At 51.4% G+C, this 21994-nt stretch carries 16 protein-coding genes; 14 read left to right on the top strand and 2 right to left on the bottom strand.

The genetic code is table 11. From position 1 onward, the window contains the following. Positions 1-39: 39 nt before the first annotated feature. The 12 genes from hemZ (at position 40) to radA (ending at position 15248) form a co-directional block, all read left to right on the top strand. Positions 40-1491: a coproporphyrinogen dehydrogenase HemZ gene (gene hemZ, locus LQE92_RS04160; protein WP_231061727.1), complete on the top strand. Its 1452-nt coding sequence runs from the start codon at positions 40-42 to the stop codon at positions 1489-1491. 76 nt (positions 1492-1567) lie between these two features. Next, a complete protein-coding gene (gene hisS / locus LQE92_RS04155) occupies positions 1568-2824 on the top strand; it encodes a histidine--tRNA ligase (RefSeq protein ID WP_231061726.1) in 1257 nt (418 codons plus the stop codon). A 36-nt stretch (positions 2825-2860) separates the two neighbouring features. Beyond that, complete coding sequence (gene aspS, locus LQE92_RS04150; RefSeq protein WP_231061725.1) at positions 2861-4651, top strand: aspartate--tRNA ligase; 1791 nt, start codon at positions 2861-2863, stop codon at positions 4649-4651. Positions 4652-4674: 23 nt separating this feature from the next. Continuing rightward, complete coding sequence (gene glyA / locus LQE92_RS04145; RefSeq protein WP_231061724.1) at positions 4675-5913, top strand: serine hydroxymethyltransferase; 1239 nt, start codon at positions 4675-4677, stop codon at positions 5911-5913. Between the two features lie 514 nt (positions 5914-6427). Next, positions 6428-6796 carry an arsenate reductase family protein gene (locus LQE92_RS04140; RefSeq protein ID WP_231061723.1) on the top strand — a complete coding sequence of 123 codons (369 nt, stop codon included), beginning with the start codon at positions 6428-6430 and terminating at the stop codon, positions 6794-6796. A 157-nt stretch (positions 6797-6953) separates the two neighbouring features. Continuing rightward, positions 6954-8591, top strand: coding sequence for a cadherin-like beta sandwich domain-containing protein (locus LQE92_RS04135; RefSeq protein ID WP_231061722.1), 1638 nt, complete (start codon positions 6954-6956; stop codon positions 8589-8591). 150 nt (positions 8592-8741) lie between these two features. Then, positions 8742-9149 carry a GntR family transcriptional regulator gene (locus LQE92_RS04130; protein ID WP_231061878.1) on the top strand — a complete coding sequence of 136 codons (408 nt, stop codon included), beginning with the start codon at positions 8742-8744 and terminating at the stop codon, positions 9147-9149. A 39-nt stretch (positions 9150-9188) separates the two neighbouring features. Then, positions 9189-9746, top strand: coding sequence for a UvrB/UvrC motif-containing protein (locus tag LQE92_RS04125; protein WP_231061721.1), 558 nt, complete (start codon positions 9189-9191; stop codon positions 9744-9746). Beyond that, complete coding sequence (locus LQE92_RS04120) at positions 9733-10770, top strand: ATP--guanido phosphotransferase (protein ID WP_231061720.1); 1038 nt, start codon at positions 9733-9735, stop codon at positions 10768-10770. The genes LQE92_RS04125 and LQE92_RS04120 overlap by 14 nt, the downstream gene beginning before the upstream one ends. A 17-nt stretch (positions 10771-10787) precedes the next feature. Then, positions 10788-13232, top strand: a complete 2445-nt coding sequence (locus tag LQE92_RS04115) for an ATP-dependent Clp protease ATP-binding subunit (RefSeq protein WP_231061719.1) — start codon at positions 10788-10790, stop codon at positions 13230-13232. Positions 13233-13308: 76 nt separating this feature from the next. Further along, the gene (locus tag LQE92_RS04110) at positions 13309-13722 is read left to right on the top strand and encodes an endosialidase (RefSeq protein ID WP_231061718.1); all 414 of its coding nucleotides are present in this window, start codon (positions 13309-13311) and stop codon (positions 13720-13722) included. Positions 13723-13856: 134 nt separating this feature from the next. Then, positions 13857-15248, top strand: coding sequence for a DNA repair protein RadA (gene radA, locus LQE92_RS04105; protein ID WP_231061717.1), 1392 nt, complete (start codon positions 13857-13859; stop codon positions 15246-15248). Here the strand turns inward: radA and LQE92_RS04100 are convergent, their stop codons facing one another. Next, a complete protein-coding gene (locus tag LQE92_RS04100; RefSeq protein WP_231061716.1) occupies positions 15249-15803 on the bottom strand; it encodes a manganese efflux pump in 555 nt (184 codons plus the stop codon). A 91-nt stretch (positions 15804-15894) separates the two neighbouring features. Between LQE92_RS04100 and LQE92_RS04095 the strand changes: the two genes are divergently transcribed. After that, entirely contained in the window at positions 15895-20085 is a 4191-nt protein-coding gene (locus tag LQE92_RS04095) for an HAD-IIB family hydrolase (RefSeq protein ID WP_231061715.1), read from the top strand. Between the two features lie 17 nt (positions 20086-20102). On the opposite strand, the gene LQE92_RS04090 is transcribed toward LQE92_RS04095, so the two are convergent. After that, complete coding sequence (locus tag LQE92_RS04090) at positions 20103-21158, bottom strand: lactonase family protein (protein WP_231061714.1); 1056 nt, start codon at positions 21156-21158, stop codon at positions 20103-20105. Positions 21159-21454: 296 nt separating this feature from the next. On the opposite strand from LQE92_RS04090, the gene LQE92_RS04085 reads away from it, so the two are divergent. Then, a complete protein-coding gene (locus LQE92_RS04085) occupies positions 21455-21988 on the top strand; it encodes a cupin domain-containing protein (RefSeq protein WP_231061713.1) in 534 nt (177 codons plus the stop codon). The last annotated feature ends 6 nt before the right edge of the window (positions 21989-21994 follow it).

Here is a 21994-nt window from a genome sequence, read left to right as displayed (position 1 = left end):
CCTTTCATAATGGCACAGCGATAGATTAAAGGGGAGAGAATGATCTGTTTAATACTCAGTGAAGAAAATTTTGAATACGATGTCCGCGGACTTTTGACGGCCTTTTATCCCGGGGAGGAGATATGCGCTTCGGTCAGAAACGGACAAGAGGGAAAACTGGAACCGGGCTCTGCCGGACGGATTCTTTCTGTGGACTACATGGACGGAAAGATTCGTGTGAGCCTTGAGCATGGAGAGAAGAAGGCAGCAGAGGCAGCAGTTGATTACGAGGACCGGAAAGAAACGAAATCGGTGCTCAAGCGTTTGGTGTATGGGCTCTTGTCGGCAGATGCGGGCAGGGAGCTTCCCTGGGGAACTCTCACAGGTATCCGTCCTACGAAGATACCGATGGCTTTGCTGGAGGAAGGGGCCGATGAGACAGAGATCGTTTCTTATATGAAAGAAAACTATCTGGCCAGCGAGGAAAAGATCAGGCTCAGCATCGAGATCGCGAAGCGGGAGAAGCAAGTGTTAAAAGACGTCGATTATGAAGACGGCTACAGCCTTTATATCGGAATTCCTTTTTGCCCCACCACCTGCCTGTACTGTTCGTTCACCTCGTATCCCGTGGCCAAATGGGAGCCCAGGATGGATGAATACCTGGACGCGCTTTTCCGGGAGATCGACTATACGAAGGAGGCTTTTTCCCATAAAAAGCTGAACACGGTCTACATTGGAGGGGGCACTCCCACTACGCTGAGCCCGAGACATCTGGAGCGCCTGCTGTCCAAAGTGGAGGAGAGCTTCAGCCTTGATAATCTGCAGGAATGGACTGTGGAAGCGGGACGGCCGGACAGTGTGACACGGGATAAGCTGAGAACGCTGCGGAGACATCCGGTCTCCAGAATCTCCATCAATCCACAGACGATGAGACAGGAAACTCTCAAGATTATCGGACGGCATCATACGCCGGAGCAGATAGAAGAGGCCTTTGCCATGGCCAGAGAAGAAGGCTTTGACAATATCAACATGGATCTGATCATGGGGCTGCCGGAGGAAGGGCCGGAGGACGTCCAGTATACCATGGAGCGTCTTTATGCCATGGCGCCGGACAATATCACGGTACATTCCCTGGCGGTCAAACGCGCGGCCAGGCTGAACATCATGAAAGAACAGTACGCCCATCTGAAATTCGAGAATACCGGGGAGATGATGGGACTGGCGGCGGAATACTGTGAAAGACTGGGACTGGAGCCTTATTATCTGTATCGACAGAAGAACATGGCCGGCAATTTTGAAAATGTGGGCTATGCCAGCCCTGGTAAGGCCGGCATTTACAACATCCTTATAATGGAAGAAAAGCAGACTATCATGGCCCTGGGGGCGGGTTCTACCACAAAAGCGGTATTTCCGGGAGGGCGGATCGAGCGGTGCGACAATGTAAAGGATATTGACCAGTATCTTGGCAGAATTGATGAGATGATTGACAGAAAACGGAAACTTTTGTCTTGAAAATAGACAAGTGTTCGTGTATGATAGACAAGGAATGCCCGGGTGTGACGGGAAAAAAGAAAGAGGAGAACCAGATATGGCGTTAAGCAAGAAGCCGGTGACCGGCATGAAGGATATTCTGCCTGCCGAAATGCAGGTAAGGGATTATGTGATCGGCCTCATTCAGGAGACCTATAAGAGTTTTGGGTTTTCCCATATTGAGACTCCCTGTATGGAGAATATCTCCAATCTGTGCAGCAAGCAGGGCGGAGAAAATGAAAAACTGATCTTTAAAGTATTGAAAAGAGGCGAGAAGCTGCATATACCGGAAGCCCAGACAGAAGCGGACGTGGTGGACTGTGGCATGCGGTACGACCTGACCGTGCCCCTTTCCCGATATTATTCCAATAATTCCGCACAGCTGCCCGCGCCTTTCAAAGCGCTTCAGATGGGCAATGTCTGGCGGGCCGACAGACCTCAGAGGGGACGGTTCCGTCAGTTCATGCAGTGTGATATTGACATTCTCGGCGACGCCTCCTGCCTGGCGGAGATCGAGCTGATGTCAGCGACGACGACTCTTCTCGGACGACTTGGTTTTTCCGGATTTAAGGTCTGCTTTAACGACAGGCGGGTCTTGAAAGCCATGGCGGCGTACAGTGGTTTTGCGGAGAAAGATTATGACCAGGTATTCATCATCCTGGATAAAATGGACAAGATAGGCATGGGAGGTGTGGCTGCGGAGCTGTCTGAAAACGGCTTTTCTGAAAATGCCGTTGAGACATATATGGGACTTTTTGCTGAGCTGGAGCAGGCGCCGGACAGCCTGGCCTATCTGGAGGAAAAACTGGCCGGCGTGGTGGCCGGAGACGTGATCGCCGGTATGAGGACCATCATCGAGAGCGTGAGAGCTACGGCATCCTGTGAGTTCAGCCTGATATTTGATCCGACGCTGGTGCGCGGAATGTCCTATTATACAGGATCTATTTTTGAGATCAAGATGGAGGAGCTGGGAGGCTCCGTGGCCGGAGGCGGCCGCTATGATGAGATGATAGGAAAGTTCACCGGGATGGACACTCCGGCCTGTGGATTTTCCATTGGATTTGAACGCATTATCACCATATTGACGGAAAAAGGCTTCCAGGTGCCGCAGTCAGGAGCCAGGAAAGCATATCTGATAGAAAAGGGCATGCCGGCCGAGACCATGGTGAAGGTGCTGGCAGAGGCCAAAAAAGAGCGGGAGGCCGGCATACAGGTGCTGGTCTCAAATATGAATAAAAACAAGAAATTCCAAAAGGAGCAGCTCCAGAAAGAGGGCTACGGGGAATTCCGGGAATTCTACAAGGATTTTCAGTGACAGTGAGAAATTCCCAAAAGAAAGGACGTGGAAGAAATGGCAGAATCAATGAGAGGTCTCCACAGGACCCACAGATGTACCGAAGTGTCGAAGAGCAATGTGGGAGAAGCCGTGACCGTTATGGGCTGGGTGCAGAAAAGAAGAAATCTGGGAAGCCTGGTATTTGTGGATCTGAGAGACCGTTCCGGTCTGCTGCAGATCGTATTTGACGAAAAAGACGTGGGCAGTGAGGGCTTTGAAAAAGCAGGAACGCTCCGAAATGAATATGTCATCGCAGTAGAGGGTACGGCGGAAGTCCGTTCCGGCGCCGTGAATGAAAATCTTAAGACGGGGGATATTGAAATACGTGCAAAGTCTCTGCGGATTCTTTCCGAGGCTCTGACTCCTCCGTTTCCCATAGAGGAGGAGTGCAGCACCAAGGAAGAGCTTCGCCTGAAATACCGGTATCTGGACCTCAGAAGGCCGAATCTGCAGAGAAATCTGGCAGTGAAGAGCAGAGTGGCCATTTTGTCCCGGAATTTTATGCAGGAGCAGGGATTTCTGGAAGTGGAGACGCCCATATTAGTTAAAAGTACGCCGGAGGGAGCCAGGGATTATCTGGTGCCCAGCCGGATCCATCCGGGGAATTTTTATGCGCTGCCCCAGTCGCCACAGATATATAAGCAGCTTTTGATGTGCTCCGGCTTTGACCGGTACTTTCAGATTGCCAGATGCTTCCGTGACGAGGACCTGCGCGCAGACCGGCAGCCTGAATTTACGCAGATGGATATGGAGCTCTCCTTTGCGGACGTGGACGATGTCATCGAAGTGAATGAAAAGCTGCTCGCTTATCTGATGAAGGAAATATGCGATGTGGAAGTGAAGCTTCCGATCCGGCGCATGACCTATGCGGAGGCCATGGACCGCTTTGGCTCCGACAAGCCGGACCTGCGGTTTGGGATGGAGCTCCATGACGTGTCCGACGCGGTCAGGAACTGTGGTTTTGCTGTATTCTGCAATGCTCTGGAGGCGGGCGGATCTGTCCGCGGCCTTACGGTGAAGGGGCAGGCAGGCATGCCCAGAAAGAAGATTGATTCTCTTGTGGAGTTTGCGAAGACCTATGGAGCCAAAGGATTGGCATACCTGGCTGTTCAGGAGGACGGCAGCTATAAATCTTCCTTTGCGAAATTCATGACGGAGGATGAGCTGACGGCATTGGTGAAGGCGATGGACGGAGAGCCCGGTGATCTGCTCCTCTTTGCAGCAGATAAAAACAAGGTGGTATTTGACAGCCTGGGCGCTCTGCGCGTGGAACTGGCGAAGCGCCTGGAGATGATTCCGGAGAACACGTTTGAATTTGTATGGATCACCGAGTTTCCTCAGTTTGAATATTCGGAAGAAGAACAGCGGTTCGTGGCGATGCACCATCCCTTCACGATGCCCATGGACGAGGACCTGCCTCTGCTTGATACGGACAGAGGAGCGGTCCGAGCAAAAGCATATGATATCGTGCTGAATGGCTGCGAGATTGGCGGCGGCAGCGTGAGAATCCATCAGAGCGACGTGCAGGCGAAGATGTTTGAATGTCTCGGATTCAGCAAAGAGGAAGCGGAAGAACGCTTCGGCTTCCTGATGAATGCGTTTAAATACGGCGTGCCGCCCCATGCAGGCCTGGCTTATGGGCTGGACCGTCTGGTAATGCTGATGACAGGAGCGGACAACATTCGTGAGGTCATTGCTTTCCCGAAGGTAAAGGATGCTTCCTGCCTGATGTCAGGGGCTCCCGGACGGGTGGATGAGGATCAGCTCACGGAGCTCAAGATCGCAGTTTCAGAAACATCACTATAAATCACTTAAATGGAGGAAATAAAATGTATTCATTTGAAGAGGTATCTTCCTTCGATCCCGTGATCGCTCAGGCGATGCAGGACGAGCTGGGAAGACAGCAGAGCCACATCGAGCTCATCGCTTCTGAAAACTTTGTGAGCAAGGCAGTTATGGCGGCCATGGGAAGTCCCCTGACCAATAAGTACGCGGAAGGATATCCGGGAAAGCGCTATTACGGCGGATGCGAATTCGTGGACGTGGTGGAGACTGTTGCCCAGGAGCGCGCCAGAGAGCTGTTTGGCTGTGAATATGTTAATGTGCAGCCCCATTCCGGCGCACAGGCCAATATGGCTGTTTTCTTTGCGATGCTGAAGCCCGGAGACACGGTGATGGGAATGAGCCTGGCCCATGGCGGACATCTGACCCATGGGAGCCCCGTAAATATGTCAGGTTCTTATTTCCATGTGGTGCCCTATGGTGTCACAGACGCCGGTGTGATCGACTATGAAGAAGTGCGCCGGATCGCCAATGAGTGCAGGCCGAAGCTGATCGTGGCAGGTGCCAGTGCTTATGCCAGAGAGATCGATTTTAAAACCTTCCGGGAGATCGCTGATGAGGTGGGAGCATATCTGATGGTGGATATGGCCCATATTGCCGGTCTGGTGGCCGCCGGACTTCATATGAGCCCGATTCCTTACGCTCATGTGACCACGACCACGACCCATAAAACACTCCGCGGCCCGAGAGGCGGGATGATTCTTTCCAGCAATGAGATGCAGGAAAAATTCAATTTCAACAAAGCGGTATTCCCCGGCATTCAGGGCGGTCCGCTGATGCATGTGATCGCGGCCAAGGCCGTGTGTTTTAAAGAAGCGCTGGATTCCAGCTTTAAGACTTATATGGCTCAGACGAAGAAGAATGCGGCCAAGCTGGCAGAGGAGCTGATAAAGAGAGGCTTTGACATCGTATCCGGCGGTACCGATAATCATCTGATGCTTGTGGACCTCCGTCCCGTTGGCGTGACCGGAAAAGCCGCGGAAAAGCTGCTGGATGCGGCCAACATTACCTGCAATAAGAACGCAATCCCCAATGATCCGGAGAAGCCCTTCGTGACCAGCGGCATTCGTCTGGGAGCCCAGGCTATCACCAGCCGAGGCGCGGTCGAAGCGGATATGGAGACCATTGCAGAAGCCATCCGTTTAGTGATCACACAGGATGAAGCCAATACGGCAAAGGCAAAAGCCATGGTGAAGGAATTGACGGATAAATACCCACTGTATTAAACATCTGAATAAAAATCACAGAAGAGGATGCCGCATTGTATCGTTATGCCACGGCGTCCTTTCTGATATACCTTTGAATACCTTTCAAACAAATTTAATTTTATTAACCCGAGGAAACAGAAGGATGTCCGATTCCATCCAGGCGGGTCGCTGGCAGCCGTAACCAGCATCTTAGCGGCCCTCCGGTCGGGAGATCCTGCTAAGGCCTCTGCAGCGCTCCCCTTACGATGGAATCGGAACATTCCTTCTGCACCTCTTTCCGCACCGAAATAAGCACTCATTTGTTCTGAAAGCCATTGAGGCGGCTCACCGCGGCGCGCTGCCCTAAGGCACGTGGGCCCTGTGGATATCCAATCCTTTTCTGGAATCTAAGAAATGAAATTTGTCCAGTACAGCGCGGCAGAAAAGACACCGGCAGAAGTTCCAGGCCGTCACGATTTCGGTTCGCTGGCGGTGCAGCGGGCCTCGGTGAGCCGCCTCAATTAAAGGTATACAGACCATGAAAGGGGATTATATGGTTTTATTTGTGGAATATCCGAAATGCAGTACCTGCCAAAAAGCAAAAAAATGGCTGGAAGAAAATGGAATAGAATTTAAAGACCGCCACATACTGGAAGAAAATCCCACGGCGGAGGAGCTGAAAGCATGGAAAGAAAAAAGCGGTCTGCCTCTGAAACGGTTTTTTAATACCAGCGGCATGAAGTATAAGGCTCTCGAATTAAAGGATAAGCTTCCGGATATGAGTGAAGAAGAGCAGTTTGCCCTTCTGGCTGCGGATGGAATGCTGGTGAAAAGGCCGGTTTTGGCAGGGGAGGATTTCGTTCTCACTGGCTTCCGGGAGAAAGAATGGGCGGAAAAATTAAAGCTTGCGCCCAATTCTTAATCTTTTCGAATCTTTTTCCGTGCGGTTGACAATGAACGCCAGAACTCGGTATAATATCGGGAGAAGCATGATGTTATACAACCGCCGGAGGTCTGTGTCCGTTTTGGACATGGGATAATATTGAGAGAAGCTGAGCTAGCCGGTTCGAGGAGACAATATGGAGAAAAAAACAAAACGAATATTTTCTGTTTTAATCATATGCTGCATCCTGCTGTTCGGAATGGGGATTACGTCATTTGCTGCAGGGACTAATGGGACCAACGACGCGTCGCTGGCTTCTTTGGAGATTTCGCCGGGTACGCTCAGTCCTGAATTTTCATCCGAAGTGTATGAATATCAGGTAGAGGTGGGCGCGGACTGTGATAAGCTTCTGGTAAATGCCAAGACTTCCGACAGCGGGGCCAAAATGGTGATAGCCGGAAATTCCGGACTGAAGGTGGGGACGAACACCGTCATCATAAATGTGACAGCGGCCGACGGGGTGACAACGGCCAAATATACCATCCAGGCAGTACGGAGTACGGGTGAGACACGGTCCTCTGCAGCGGGTAATGAAAGCACGGCTGCAGAGTCTTCGGAAAGTCAGATTGCCAATAATCCTCTGGTCAATAGCTCTGCTGCTGCGGAAACGGGCAGCGCAGAAAGCCAGGAGTCCCAGAGCTCCGGTGCGGCTTCCGCAGGTACGATCACGACAACAGGTAAGACGTATACTCTCTCTGAGCCTGACGCGTCCGCGGTGCCGGATGGATTTACGGCGATGGATCTGAAGGTCGGAGAGCAGACTATAAAAGTGTGGAAGTTCCCGTCGGAATATGACGTGGAAGGATTTTACCTGATATACGGAAGTGATGAGGCCGGCAAAACGGCGTTTTATATCTATGATGAGGCAGAAGGCACCGTGATCACGGCGCCGGACGGAATTCTGTCGGCCGGACAGGAGAATGAGATTTCACAGGTGCAGCTGCAGAAGGCTCAGGAAGCGTATCAGAAATCCATGAAAAACCGGATGCTGATCATTATCGTTCTTTCTGTGCTGTGCTTTATCCTTTTGATAGCCTTTACCGCCGCTATGACCAGGAGAAGGAACGGACATGGAGAAGATGATTTTTATGATGACGGTCCCCGCGGAGGCTACGGCGGAGAGCCGGATGAAGATGATCATGAAGAAGCCGGCGAAGAGCCTTATGACGAGGAACCCTATGACGAGGAACCTTACGAGGAAGAATCTTACGAAGAAGGATCCTATGAAGAAGAGCCTTATGATGAGGAGCCATATGATCTAGATGCCGAGGATGAAGCGGCTGAAGAGCCTACGTGGGCGTCCACAGAGGAACACGCTTCAGAACTGGAAACGGATTCTGCGCCGGCTGAAGAGGAAGAGCCATATCTGGAAGAAGTACCGGAGGAATTGTCCGAAGAATATATGGCCGGAGCAGAAAACAAAGATTATCAGGAGGAAGCCGTTCACGAAGCGTGTGAGGAGCTTCCGCCCCAAGCAGAAGAAGAGGATGATCTGGACGCGGACTTTGATCTGCTGGAGGCTCTCCTATCGGATTCCGTCCGGAGTGTGAAGCCGGACGATGCGGAGAGCATAGTGAACCGAGCGGCGGAAAAAGCCGGGAAGCGGCCTCCGGAGCAGCCGGCGCCTACTCCGGAAAAACAGACGGTTCGTGAACCGGAAAAGAGGGAACGGAAAAAGCCTGCCGAGAAAAATCCGGCTGTGAAACCGCAGCCAGCCAGGAAGCCCTCTCAGGATTTGGAAGACGATGATGATTTTGAGATTTTCGATTTATAGATTTTAACAAAAGTGCAGCCCCGGGCGGGGACTGCACTTTTGTCTCTGAGGGGGTATCCTGATTCCATCCAGACACTGCCACTTGCAATTCTTATGAGACTGTGCTAATATTGTTATAACAAATATAACGAAAGAGGCCGGGTGAAGAAGATGATAATGAAAATAGATTTTAACAGTGACGAAGCATTATATATACAGCTGAGAAATCAGATCATCATTGGCATCGCCACCGAAACCATCAAAGAGGGGGAAGCCCTCCCGTCGGTCAGGAGTCTGGCTGACACCATTGGAATTAACATGCATACGGTAAATAAGGCATATACGGTCCTGAAGCAGGAAGGCTTTGTAAAGCTGGACCGCCGGAGGGGAGCCGTCATTGCCGTCGATTTTGATAAAATGCGGGCAATGGAGGAACTGATGTCCGACATGCAGGTGCTGCTTGCGAAAGCGGCATGTAAAAACATCAGCCGGATAGAGATCCATGAATTGGTGGATATGGTGATGAACCAGTTTGATTGTTCGCCGGAAGCTTCGGAGGACTGCTCCGATATGGAGTGACTACCGGATTCTGACAGGCTGAGTTTGGGAGGATAGACCATGTTATGTGAAAAATGTAAAATAAGAGAGGCCAATATCCGATATACTGAAGTGATTGGCGGAGTGAAGACAGAGCACAATCTGTGCAGCCACTGTGCCAAGGAAATGGATTTTGGACATTATACAGCGATGTTTGATACAGATTATCCGATAGGGAAGCTTTTGTCGGATTTGTTTGGGCTGGATGCAGAGCGCGGGGACAGCGATGAGATGGACATGGACCAGGTGGTCTGCCCCACCTGTAATACAGCATATAGTGATTTTGTAAAGGACAGCCGTTTTGGCTGCCCAGACTGTTACCGGGTTTTTGACCTGCTGATGAGTGAGAATATCAAGAAAATTCAAGGCAATGACACCCATACGGGAAAGCGCCCTTTGTATGGACATGAAGCCACAGAGGACCATGAAGGGACGGAGAAAACGGAAGATATCCAAAACTCCATTGAGATCCTGTCATCCAAGCTGCAGGAAGCCATCCGGGAAGAAGAGTATGAGATGGCGGCAAAGTACAGGGATGAGATCAGAGAATTGAAGGAGAGGATGAATGCAGATGCTTAAATGGTATCAGGAAACGGAGGACCAGCATGATGTCTTTCTGGCAGGCCGCATCCGTCTGGTGCGGAATCTGGAGCACTATCCTTTTCCGGTGAAGCTTACGGAAGAGGACGGCGCGGAGCTGGTAGAAAAACTGGAAAATGGACTTAAAGATATCGGTTCAGCAGATAAACGGATTTTTCATACGATTCCTTTGTCAGCGATGGGAACGGAGGAGAAAGAGGCGTTAAAAGAGCGCCGTGCCATAAACGGGGCCGGAGCGGAGAAAAGGGGCCCGGAAAGCCTGCTGCTGTCGGAAGATGAGACGGTCAGCATTACGCTGGACGGAGAGGATCACATCCGGCTCCAATGTCTTTCCCATAAAGTGGATCTTAACGGACTGTGGAATGAGGCCAGCCGTCTGGACGATTATATCAATGAGCGGTTTGCCTATGCGTTTCATGAAAAATATGGATACCTGACGGCTTATCCCACCAACGTGGGGACGGGCCTGCGGGCAGCAGTGACGCTGCATCTTCCCATGCTTTCAGCCGGGAAACAGTTCGGCAAGCTGGTGAGCGAGATGAGCCGCTTTGGGGTTTCTGTCCAGGGGCTCTATGGGGAAGGGAGCGAAAATTACGGTTCCCTTTATGAAGTGTCCAACCAGAAAACACTGGGGCAGACCGAAGAAGAGATCATCGCGCTGGTACAGCAGATGGCGGACCGTCTGGCTGCCAGCGAACGCAAGGTTAAATCGCTGACTCTCCGGAACCACAGGCTGGATCTGGAGGATGAAATCTATAAATCCTATGGTGTCTTGAGATATGCGAAGAAGCTTTCTGTGAAGGAAGCGATGACATATCTTTCTCAGGTGCGGGTAGGAGAGATGGAAGGACTTTTGCAGCTTAAGAAGCCCTTGAATTTCTACGGGCTCATGATGGAGATACAGCCAACGAATATAAAGCTGCTGGCCCCGGAAAATGAAAAGACAGACTTAAAGCAGGCCAGGGCATCTTATATACGGTCCATGCTGCCGGAGCTGGTCTGAAGAAATAGGAGGAAAATATGTACAACAACAGATTTTCAAATAAAGCGGAGGAAGCACTCCAGCTGGCCGTGGGAATGGCGGAAGCTCTGGGGCAGGGATATGTGGGTACCGAGCATATCCTCTTGGGGCTTATCCGTGAAGGAAGCAGCGCGGCGGCTCAGGTGCTTTCCAGCCATGGGGTAGAGGAAGAACGGGTTCTCACGCTGGTCCGGCAGCTGATAGCTCCGATGACGCCGGTGCATATGGCCGACCGGGGAGGATATTCACCCCGCGCCGCCAGGGTGCTGGAGAACAGCTATCGGGAGGCCGTACAGTTTAAGTCTCCGCTGATCGGGACTGAGCACATCCTGATTGCAATGCTCAAGGACAGCGACTGTTCTGCCACGCGGCTCCTGAATACCATGAATGTGAACATCCAGAGGATGTACGTGGATATTTTGGCCACTATGGGGGCAGACGCCAGCCAGTATAAGGACGAGCTGGAAGGAAAGGGTAAAGGGCAGGAAAAAAGCGCTACGCCCACACTGGACAATTACAGCCGGGATCTGACTGCTCTTGCAAAGGAAGGAAAACTCGATCCGGTCATCGGAAGAGAGCATGAGATCGATAGGGTGATCCAGATTCTCAGCCGCCGGACAAAGAATAATCCCTGCCTGATCGGTGAACCCGGCGTGGGCAAGACCGCCATCGCGGAAGGGCTGGCAGGAAAGATCGTGGAGGGAAATGTCCCGGATACAGTAAAGGGAAAACGCGTGATGACGCTGGATCTGTCCGGAATGGTCGCCGGTTCCAAATACCGCGGCGAGTTTGAAGAAAGAATCAAGAATGTACTGAAGGAGGTGCGGGCCGACGGCAGCGTTCTTTTGTTCATTGACGAGATACACACCATCATCGGCGCCGGAGGCGCGGAAGGAGCCATAGACGCGTCCAATATCCTGAAGCCTTCTCTGGCCAGAGGCGAGATTCAGCTGATCGGAGCTACGACCATTGACGAGTACAGGAAATATATCGAGAAGGACGCGGCTTTAGAGAGAAGGTTTCAGCCTGTGATGGTAGAAGAACCCTCGGCAGAGGAAGCGGTTTCCATCTTAAAAGGGCTCAAATCCAAATATGAGGAGCATCATCAGGTGACAATCACAGAAGACGCCATTCAAGCGGCAGTGAATCTGTCGGCTCGGTATATCAACGACCGGTTTCTGCCCGACAAGGCTATCGATTTGATTGACGAGGCGTCCTCAAAAGTGCGTCTGACCACCTATGTGGAGCCGGAGGAGATAAAAAAGCTGGAAGAAGATATTGCCCAGCTGGAGGAGCAGAAGGTCGCGGCCATTCAGACGGAAGCTTATGAAAAAGCCGGAGAGATCAAAAAGAAACAGCAGAAGAAAAAGGAACGTCAGGAAAAGATTCTGCTCAAATGGGAAAAAGAGAAAAGCAGCAAGAAGCTCTATGTTACAGAAAATGAAATCGCTGATGTTGTGTCCGGCTGGACGAAAATACCGGTGAAAAAACTGGAAGAGGGAGAGGCAGAGCGCCTTAAGAATCTGGAAAGTATCCTCCACGAAAGAGTAGTAGGGCAGGAAGAAGCTGTAGTAGCGGTATCGAAGGCCATACGCCGGGGGCGTGTGGGCCTTAAAGATCCGAAGCGCCCAATCGGTTCGTTTCTGTTTTTGGGACCTACCGGCGTAGGAAAAACAGAGCTTTCGAAAGCGTTGGCGGAGGCCATGTTCGGCACGGAAAATGCCATGATACGGGTCGATATGTCAGAGTATATGGAAAAGCACAGCGTATCCAAAATAGTCGGATCGCCGCCCGGTTATGTGGGTTATGACGAAGGAGGCCAGCTCAGCGAAAAGGTCCGCCGGAATCCATATTCTGTGATACTCTTCGATGAGATAGAAAAGGCCCATCCTGATGTGTTCAATATTTTGCTTCAGGTTCTGGATGACGGACACATAACCGATGCTCAGGGAAGAAAAATAGATTTCAAGAATACGGTGCTGATCATGACGTCTAATGCAGGTGCGGCGCGGATCATTGAGCCGAAGAAGCTTGGTTTTGGAGCCGTCAGCACGGAGAAAGAGGATTATGAATATATGAAGAGCGGCGTGATGGAAGAGGTCCGCCGGATTTTTAAGCCGGAATTTCTGAACCGGATCGATGAGACGATCGTATTCCATGCTCTGACCAAAGAGGACATGGGACAGATCGTGGATATCATGATGAAGGGACTCTGCAGCAGGACGAAGGAGCAGATGGACATTATTCTGGTGATGGACGACGCAGCGAAGGCATGGATCATTGACAAAGGTTATGATCAAAAATACGGTGCTCGGCCGCTCCGCCGGACGATTCAGAGTGAGATCGAGGATAAACTGGCGGAAGAGATACTGGATGGCGCCGTGAAAAAAGGAGATACGGTTTCCGTTACGGCGGAGGATGGAAAACTGAAATTTTCTGTTTAAACGACTGGTAAAAAGTCGAATTCTATACTATAATGAAACCAGTATTTTAGTGATGAAAACATCGGGAGGATGAATCATGCCAGCAGTAAAGGAATTAATACGCACAGAACAAAATGGTACACTCAGCTTTGGAGACTATACACTGGGCGCAAAGTCGAAGCTTCAGGATTATGAATTCAACGGCGATCTATATAAGGTAAAGACGTATTGTGATATCACGAAACTGGAGCGGAACGGCATGTTTGTCTACGAGTCGGTTCCGGGCACAGCTGTGAATGAGTTCGAGGCGGATGATACGGGAGTGCGTTTCATCGTGGAAGGCAGTCAGGATGCACAGATCACGTTGGAACTGGAGGATGATACGGAGTACGGCGTGCAGATCGGCGGAGAAGATGCCGGTATGATCAAAGCGAATATGAGCGGAAAGCTGACACTGAGTGTGGAGCTTTCTGAGGGAGAATCCACAGTGGTTGAAGTAAGAAAAAGATAGGACAGCCGGGACTGCAGTGGTAACAGAAACAGTCGGAACCGTATTTTATCAGGCTGCCGCGGGGTTTTGAAAAGCCTGCGGCAGCTTATTTTATTTTATAGGAAGCACTCTTTGTTATATAGATCGGAGCAGTTATGGCAAAAGCGAGAGCAACGGTATTTTACTGTAAAGAATGTGGATATGAGTCTGCCAAGTGGATGGGACAGTGTCCCGGATGCCGGGAATGGAACACTTTTGTGGAGGCGCCTTCTGCGAAAAAGACATCTCAGGTGAGAGGGCTGGGGGCCGGGCTGGCAGGTAAGGGATCCGCAATGGAAAGACGTCCCCAGAAGCTGTCCGAAATTCAGTCGGCCATGGAGGCAAGAGTGAGCACGGGCATGGAGGAACTGGACCGTGTACTGGGAGGAGGGCTTGTGGGAGGTTCTCTGATTCTGGTGGGAGGAGATCCGGGAATCGGGAAATCGACCCTGCTTCTCCAGGTATGCCGGAATTTGGCGGAGTCGGGACATAAGATCCTTTATATTTCCGGAGAAGAATCTCTGAGCCAGATCAAGCTCAGGGCTGACAGGCTGGGAACCTTCAGCGGAGAGCTGTCTTTTTTATGTGAGACCAGCCTGGAGCTGATTTCAGACGTGATCATGAAGGAAAGGCCGGAGTCGGTGGTAATTGACTCCATTCAGACCATGTACCGGGAGGATGCCGGCACCGCGCCGGGCAGCGTAGGACAGGTGAGGGAGTCTACGAATACGCTGCTTCAGCTGGCAAAGGGGAACGATATCACAATCTTCATCGTGGGACATGTCACCAAGGAAGGGACTGTGGCAGGGCCTCGGATGCTGGAACATATGGTGGATACGGTCCTTTATTTCGAGGGAGAGAGGAACGCTTCTTACAGAATCCTGCGGGGGGTAAAGAACAGGTTCGGGTCCACCAATGAAATCGGAGTCTTTGAGATGCGGGGAGATGGGCTTGCGGAAGTCCCGAATCCTTCAGAATATATGCTGAGCGGGAAACCGGCAGGGGCATCCGGTTCCGTGACGGCTTGTTCCATGGAGGGGACGAGGCCTGTGCTTTTGGAGATTCAAGCCCTCGTATGCCATACGAATTTCGGCATGCCAAGAAGGACGGCGGCCGGGACAGATTATAACCGTGTCAATCTGCTGATCGCCGTTTTGGAAAAACGTGCCGGGCTTCGTCTTTCCGACTGTGACGCTTATGTGAATATAGCCGGAGGTTTGAAGGTCAATGAGCCTTCTTTGGATTTGGGGATTGTCATGGCACTGGCTTCCAGCCACCGGGACATTCCGGTGGATGACAATATGATGGTTTTCGGTGAGGTTGGTCTCTCCGGTGAAGTGCGTGCGGTCAGCATGGCAGAAAAGAGGGTACAGGAGGCGGCCAAGCTGGGCTTTACCTCCTGTGTCCTTCCAAAAGTGTGTCTGGCGCGGATTCAGGAACCGCCCGTAGGTCTTAAGCTGATCGGAGTCGGCAATGTCCAGGAGGCCATTGATCTGATCGTCCGCTGATCAGAATAGCTTCATAAATGCCAGGACTATGAGCAGGACTCCGCTGATCCAGCAAAGATTTGCGTCGGAATGGCGGGAAACGGCGCGCCCCAGGAAGCTTCCTCCCAGTATGGCCGCTATGCCCATGAGAAACGTCGCGAGTATGGTGGCGATGATATGGGCCGGCGATACACCGGCTCCGATACCGGCTGCCACACTGTCAATGGAGAGGGCGGCGCCCAACGGGACTGCTTCTGCCGGTGAAAGTATATTGTCCTTGTCCTTATTGGCCTGTTCGGCTTGTTTTTTACAAGATTTATCGAATAATTTGATTATCCCGAGAATAAACAGGATTAAGAAGCTGATGTCATTGGTCAGACTTTGAGGAAGCAGCCCGCTCAGAAGGTTTCCTGCCAGCAGCGCCGCAGCCAGGGTGAGACTGGATATGGCGGCAAGGATGCCGATGGAGGCCGCGGGTATCCGTATGCGGCCCATCCCATAGGCGAAGCTGGCGGCAAAGGTGTCAACGGAGAGCGCGGCAGCCAGTACAATTATCTCTAAAATGATCGCTGTCATGGATAAACACCAAGAATATCGTTTGTTTGTATGGTATTCCGGAAGAATCACCCGGGTGCAGGGACGAGAGAAGAAGGAGACGTGATTTCCAATGAAAGTATGCCGATGTATCGCACTGGATCTGGACGGAACCCTTTTGGCGGGGGACGGAACCCTTTCCAAAGAGAGCAGAGAGGCCCTTGCGGCCGCCATAGAAGCAGGCGTGCATGTGGTGGTGGCCAGCGGGAGGGCTTATTCTACACTTCCGGAAGCGGTATTATCCATTCCCGGGATCGAATATGCAATCACCTCCAATGGAGCGGCGGTCTATCGGGTGCCCACATCGGAGTGTATCTGCGTACATAAACTTCGCCGGGAGGCTGTGGAGGCTGTCCTGTCTCTGACAGGGCAGGCTTTAGAGGACCCCTTGTATGAGGCGTTTGTGGACGGGACAGCTTATGCTCCGGAAGAATACGTGGCGAATCCTGAGGCTTTTGGCGCTGATGAGAGGGCCGCGTCATATGTGAGAGCGACCAGGAAGCCCTGCCGGGATATGCGGGGATTTCTATACAGTCATCTGGAGGAGCTGGACAGCCTGGATCTGATCATCAATGATCAGGAGGAAAAGCGAAGAATCTGGTCCCTTTTGGAAGAAAAGGTGCCGCATGTATATATAACGGCGTCCGTGCCGAGATTTTTGGAAATATCCGATGAAGCTTCCGGGAAAGCGAACGCTCTGGCCTTTGTTCTGGAGCGGCTTGAGCTCAGCCCGGATCAGGCGGCGGCTTTTGGAAATGCGGATAATGATGCGGATATGCTGGCCTATGCCGGACTGGGGATTGCGGTGGAAAATGCCACAAAGGCGTGTCAGGCGGCAGCGGACCGAATAGGAGCTTCCAACGATGAGAACGGGGCGGCCAGGGAGATCAGAAGAATCCTATCGGAAGCGGCTGGGGGGGACCGTGACCGGAATACCAATGAGGGAGTGAGGAAGTGTATGGACGTAAAGACGGAAGTGATACAGTTTGCGGGAAAGATGATGAGGCGGCATTATTGTGAAAATGATGTGGAAGGCGTCATCGGCATGTTTGCACCGGATATTGTCTGGATAGGGGCGGGAGAAGGACAGCAGGCTTTCGGTTTCGAGGCTGTGTCAGAATTTTTTCGGAGGTTTAAAAATGAGATTCCGGAATGCCGGATCTGGGATGAGCAGTATGAGGTGCAGAGGGCCTCGGAAAATCTTTATATCTGTACTGGAATCATGTGGGTGGCCACAGTCCCCAGGACAAAAATGTATCTGAAGGTCCATCAGCGGGTGACCTTTGCCGTAAAAAAGCTGGACGGGGAATGGAAATGTTCTTATCTGCACTGTTCCAATCCTTATCAGGAGATGGTTGAGGACGAGCTGTTTCCGGAAAAGGTCGGTCAGCATACTTATGAATACATTCAGGAAAGACTGAATGCCCTGGAGATGGAAAAAGTCCGGAAAGCCCAGCAGCTGGACGTGATCATGTCCTCCATATCGGGCGGGCTGAAAATGAGCCTGGATGACGATCTCTATACTTATGCCTTTGTCAGTGAAGAGGCGGCAGGTCTGTTCGGCTACACGGTAGAAGAATTTTTGGAGGTGACGGGAGGGAACGCCTTCGGAGCCGTTTATCCGGCGGATGTTCCCCGGGTGGCCCAGGAATGTGTGGAGGCCTTTCAGGACGGAAGAAGCAGCTACGCCATCAAATACCGGGTTCCCTGCAAGGACGGAAGCATCAAATGGATTCTTGACAGCGGAAAAAAGGTAAAGAATGATGACGGTACCGTGGTCATCAACAGTCTCTATCTGGATGTGAGCAAAGCAGAAGAGGATGAGAGAAGGATACGGGAACAAAAGGAACTGCTGGACAGTATCTACGATACGATTCCATGCGGTATCTTTCGTTTTCTGCACGGAGAGGAAGATCATGAGATCGTGGCCATGAACCGGGCGGCTCTTAATATTCTGGATTATGAGAGCGTGGAGGAATGTATGGCAGACAGCTTCCGCGGCGTCGCGTCTCATGTGATACCGGAGGATCATAAGAATCTGTACGAGGTGTATGACAGGATATGCCGTGACGGAGGTCAGGCAGAGGTAGAGTATCGGGTCCTGCGGAAAAGCGGGGAGATCCGATGGGTTTCCTCCATGAATATGATGGTGGAAAAAAGGAATGGGATACCAGTCATTCAGCGGACACTGGTGGATATCACAGAAAGAAAACGTCTTCAGGAGCAGCTGAGCAGAGAGCAGGAAATGTACCGGGTAGCGATGGAAAGCAGCACAGATACCATTTATGAATACCGGGTGGATGATGATCTGTTCGTTGCCTATGTGGCCTCGCGGGAACAGGAGAAAGGAGAAAATATCCTTCGCCTTGAGGTCCCCGGATTCCGTGAGCAGCTTTATCGTGGGAATTTTGCACATGCAGATGATATTCCTTTTATCGTGGAGACTATCTGCTGCGGAAAAACGCCGACGGCGGAAGCGCGTATTTATGATCAGCGGAGCGGGAAAAAAAGACTCCGCTGGAGCCGGATGACAGGAAGAATGATACGGCACGAAGGGAGACCTGCCAGAGTGGTGGGGACCCTGCGGGATATTCATGAAATGAAACAGAGCATGTCGGAGAAGACGGAAGAGCTGCGCGTCAGCCAGATGACGCTGCAGGCGGTGAGCAATGTTTATGTCGGTACCTTTTACGTAGATCTTCTGCAGGATTTTTATTATGGAGTGAGAATCCCGGAGGGCGAGGACGCGATGGAGGTGCCGAAGCGGGGCAGGTATTCGGAGATCATGACCGGATATATAATGGAGTTTGTAGTGCCGGAGGATCGGGAGCGGATGAAGCAGTTCACTGCGGCCGCAGCGTCGGGAGAAGGGTTCCGGAACGGGAAGGACCATATGGAGATCGAGTTCAGGCAGAAGCGGGCGGAGGGAAAGCCGCCGGTCTGGCTGAGGATGGAAATGAACCTGGCGGCGGACATCGGCGGCCGGTCTGGCTATATGGTCATCACATTCATCAACATAAGCGGGGAAAAGCGCAGAGAGCTGGAAAAGCTTCTGGAGGAGCAGAAAGCAAAAGAAGCTCTGACCCAGGCTTATGAGGCTGCGAATAAGGCGAATGAGGCAAAGAGCATGTTTTTATCTAGGATGTCCCATGATATCCGGACGCCCATGAACGCCATCATCGGCATGACTTCCATAGCGGGAGCTCATTTGAGCGAGCCGGATAAAATAGAAGACTGTCTGGATAAGATCAAGGTTTCGAGCCGTCATCTGCTCACTCTCATCAATGAAGTTCTGGACATGTCCAAGATCGAGAGCGGGCGGGCTTCCTTGAATGAGTCGGCTTTCAGTATACGGAATATGGCGGAAGAAGTGGAAGTCATGATGAAGCCGGAAATAAAGAAAAAAGGCCAGGTGTTTCAGATGTCCATGGAGGAAGTGGTCCATGACTGTGTCCTTGGAGATATGGCCAGACTGCAGCAGGTTTTCATAAACCTGTTGTCCAATGCGGTGAAGTATACCCAGGAGGGAGGGAGAATCTCGTTCCGGGCATTGGAAAAGCCCTCCAATATGGCAGGGGTGGGATGTTATGAATTTCTGGTGGAAGACAACGGAATCGGCATGACTGAGGATTTTCTGAAAAAAATATTTGAGCCATTTGAGCGGGCTGAAGATTCCAGGGTCAGCAAAGCGCAGGGCACCGGTCTGGGGACCTCCATTGCCCTCAACATCGTTCAGATGATGAACGGGACCATTGATGTATCCAGCGAACCGGGAAACGGTTCCCTGTTCCGGGTGACTGTATATTTAAAGATGTGGACGGGAAAGGAAGACTGGGAATATAAAGGATACGAAGAAACACGGGGCGAAAGCTTCTGCCTGCCGGCGGGCAGAAATGTACTTCTGGCAGAAGACAATGAACTGAACCAGGAAATAGCCGTTGAACTGCTGAGTATGTGCGGAGTCCGGGTGGAGACGGCGGATAACGGAAAAGAAGCGCTGGAAAAATTCAGCGCTTCGGAACCGGGTTATTATTCTGTTGTTTTTATGGACATTCAGATGCCTGTGATGGACGGCTATGAGGCGGCCGGAAAAATCCGAAGACTGCTCCGCCCCGATGCACAGACCGTCCCCATCATAGCCCTGACGGCGAATGCTTTTAATGATGATGTGCGCCGCTCGGAACAGGCGGGCATGAATGAACATGTGGCAAAGCCGCTGGATATTGAGCGACTGAAAAAGGTGCTGAGGCACTGGGCAAGATAGACGGCGGCGCCGCGGACTCAGTCAGGCAGCTTCACCAGTGCGCAGCAGTTGGGCTGATCGACCTTCAGCGGCGGTGTATGCATATAGAAGTAGTTCTTTTCCGGAACCCAGGTGAAAAAGGTCATGGTACTGGTCTCATGGTTGACAGAATATATGAATTTTTCACCGGGGAACATGCCGATGTCTTTGGGGTATTCTCCGCTGACAGGGAGGACTACCCTCTGGGTCAGAAGACCGTTTTCAGCATTCCGGTCATAAATGCCGATGCTGTTGTCTCCCGCGTTGGAACACAGGACCAGGCTCTCGTCGGGGGAGAAACGCAGGGCGGCCGCAGCGTTCACATTACTGCATTTTTTTCCCACGGTGGAGATCGTCTGCAGAAGCTCGAATCCTGGCAGTCCGTCTCTTCCGTCATAGGAATATACGGAAAGGTAATTTTTAAGTTCAGAAATTACATACATAAATCTTCCGTCTGAGGAAAAACGGAGAAATCTCGGCGCGGATTCCAGTTCGCAGCGGATGACATCCGCCAGTTTGATCTTTCCGGTATCTTTGTTGAAATGGAACACTTTTATCTGGTCGATGCCCAGGTTTGTGATACAAAGGAATTTTTCGTCCGGCGTCAGACGGGCACAGCTGATATGGGGGCGGAAATTTCGTTCGGCAATGCTGCCGATGCCTTTGTCGTAGAAGCTGTCTGTGATCGTCCCTGCGCTTCCGTCTTCTTCCATGCGGAGGACTGTAACTTTTCCGTCATGATAACCGGATACGAACATGTATTGGTTGGCCCGGTCTGTGGAAATATGGCAGCCCCGCATGCCGCGGATGGTTGCTTTTCCCATACGCTCCAGATCCCCGTCGGGGAGGATGCGGAAGCTGACGATGCCGTCGTCTGCGATGGAGTAAAGTCTTGTGCCGTCCCTGGAGGACGATACGTAGGAAGCGTTGTTGACGCGGATCTCCTTTCTGCGGGTCATGGTCCCTTTTTCCGCGTCCACATCGAGGATGGTAATCCCCTTGCTGTTTCCGATGTATGTGTAAGAACCTACATACGCTGCATATTTATTACCCAAAACGTGTCCTCCTTCTGTCATCTCTAAATCTTATTCCCATCATATCATATCCGAAAAAGTTTGTTAACCCCCGTCACCGCAAGATTCTCCTGAGAAAAATGCGCTGCATGGAGATTCTGAGTAAAAAAATGAAAAATCCTGTAAAAAGTCATTGACACTTTTCTGGAAACCTGTATAATTAAATCTGTTTCGGAGTTTAGAGATACTAAACTTTTTGTTTATATTTACTTTGTCAGGATACCGGGTGCATATTGTTTCAGAGTGTCTGGAACAGTGGAAAGGAAGACGGACGGAAAATGGATATTGGTCAGAAGCTGAAAGAACTTCGGATATTGAAGGGCTTGACTCAGGAGGAGCTGGCGGACCGCGCGGAATTGTCCAAGGGATTTATATCCCAGCTGGAGCGTGACCTGACATCCCCTTCCATAGCCACCCTGACGGATATACTCCAGTGCCTGGGCACCAGCCTCAATGAATTCTTTACCGAGGAGCCGGAGGAGCAGGTAGTATTCGGGACAGAGGATTATTTTGAGAAAAGGGACGGGGAATTGGGAAACTGTATCCAGTGGATCATTCCCAACGCTCAGAAAAACATCATGGAGCCGATCCTGCTGACTTTGGAAAAAGGCGGATCCACTTATCCGGACACTCCCCATGAAGGGGAAGAATTCGGCTATGTGCTTCAGGGGAGCCTTGTGATCCATGTGGGGACAAAAAGCTACAAGGCGAAAAAAGGGGACTCTTTTTATTTCACGCCGGATAAAAAGCATTATCTTACATCGAAGGCAGGCGCTGTGCTCTTATGGGTCAGCTCGCCGCCCAGTTTTTAGGAGGTA

It is taken from the genome of Lientehia hominis (genome assembly GCF_021044755.1).
GTDB classification, from domain to species: Bacteria; Bacillota; Clostridia; order Lachnospirales; family Lachnospiraceae; genus Lientehia; species Lientehia hominis.
This window is presented reverse-complemented; position numbering and strand designations above follow the sequence as displayed.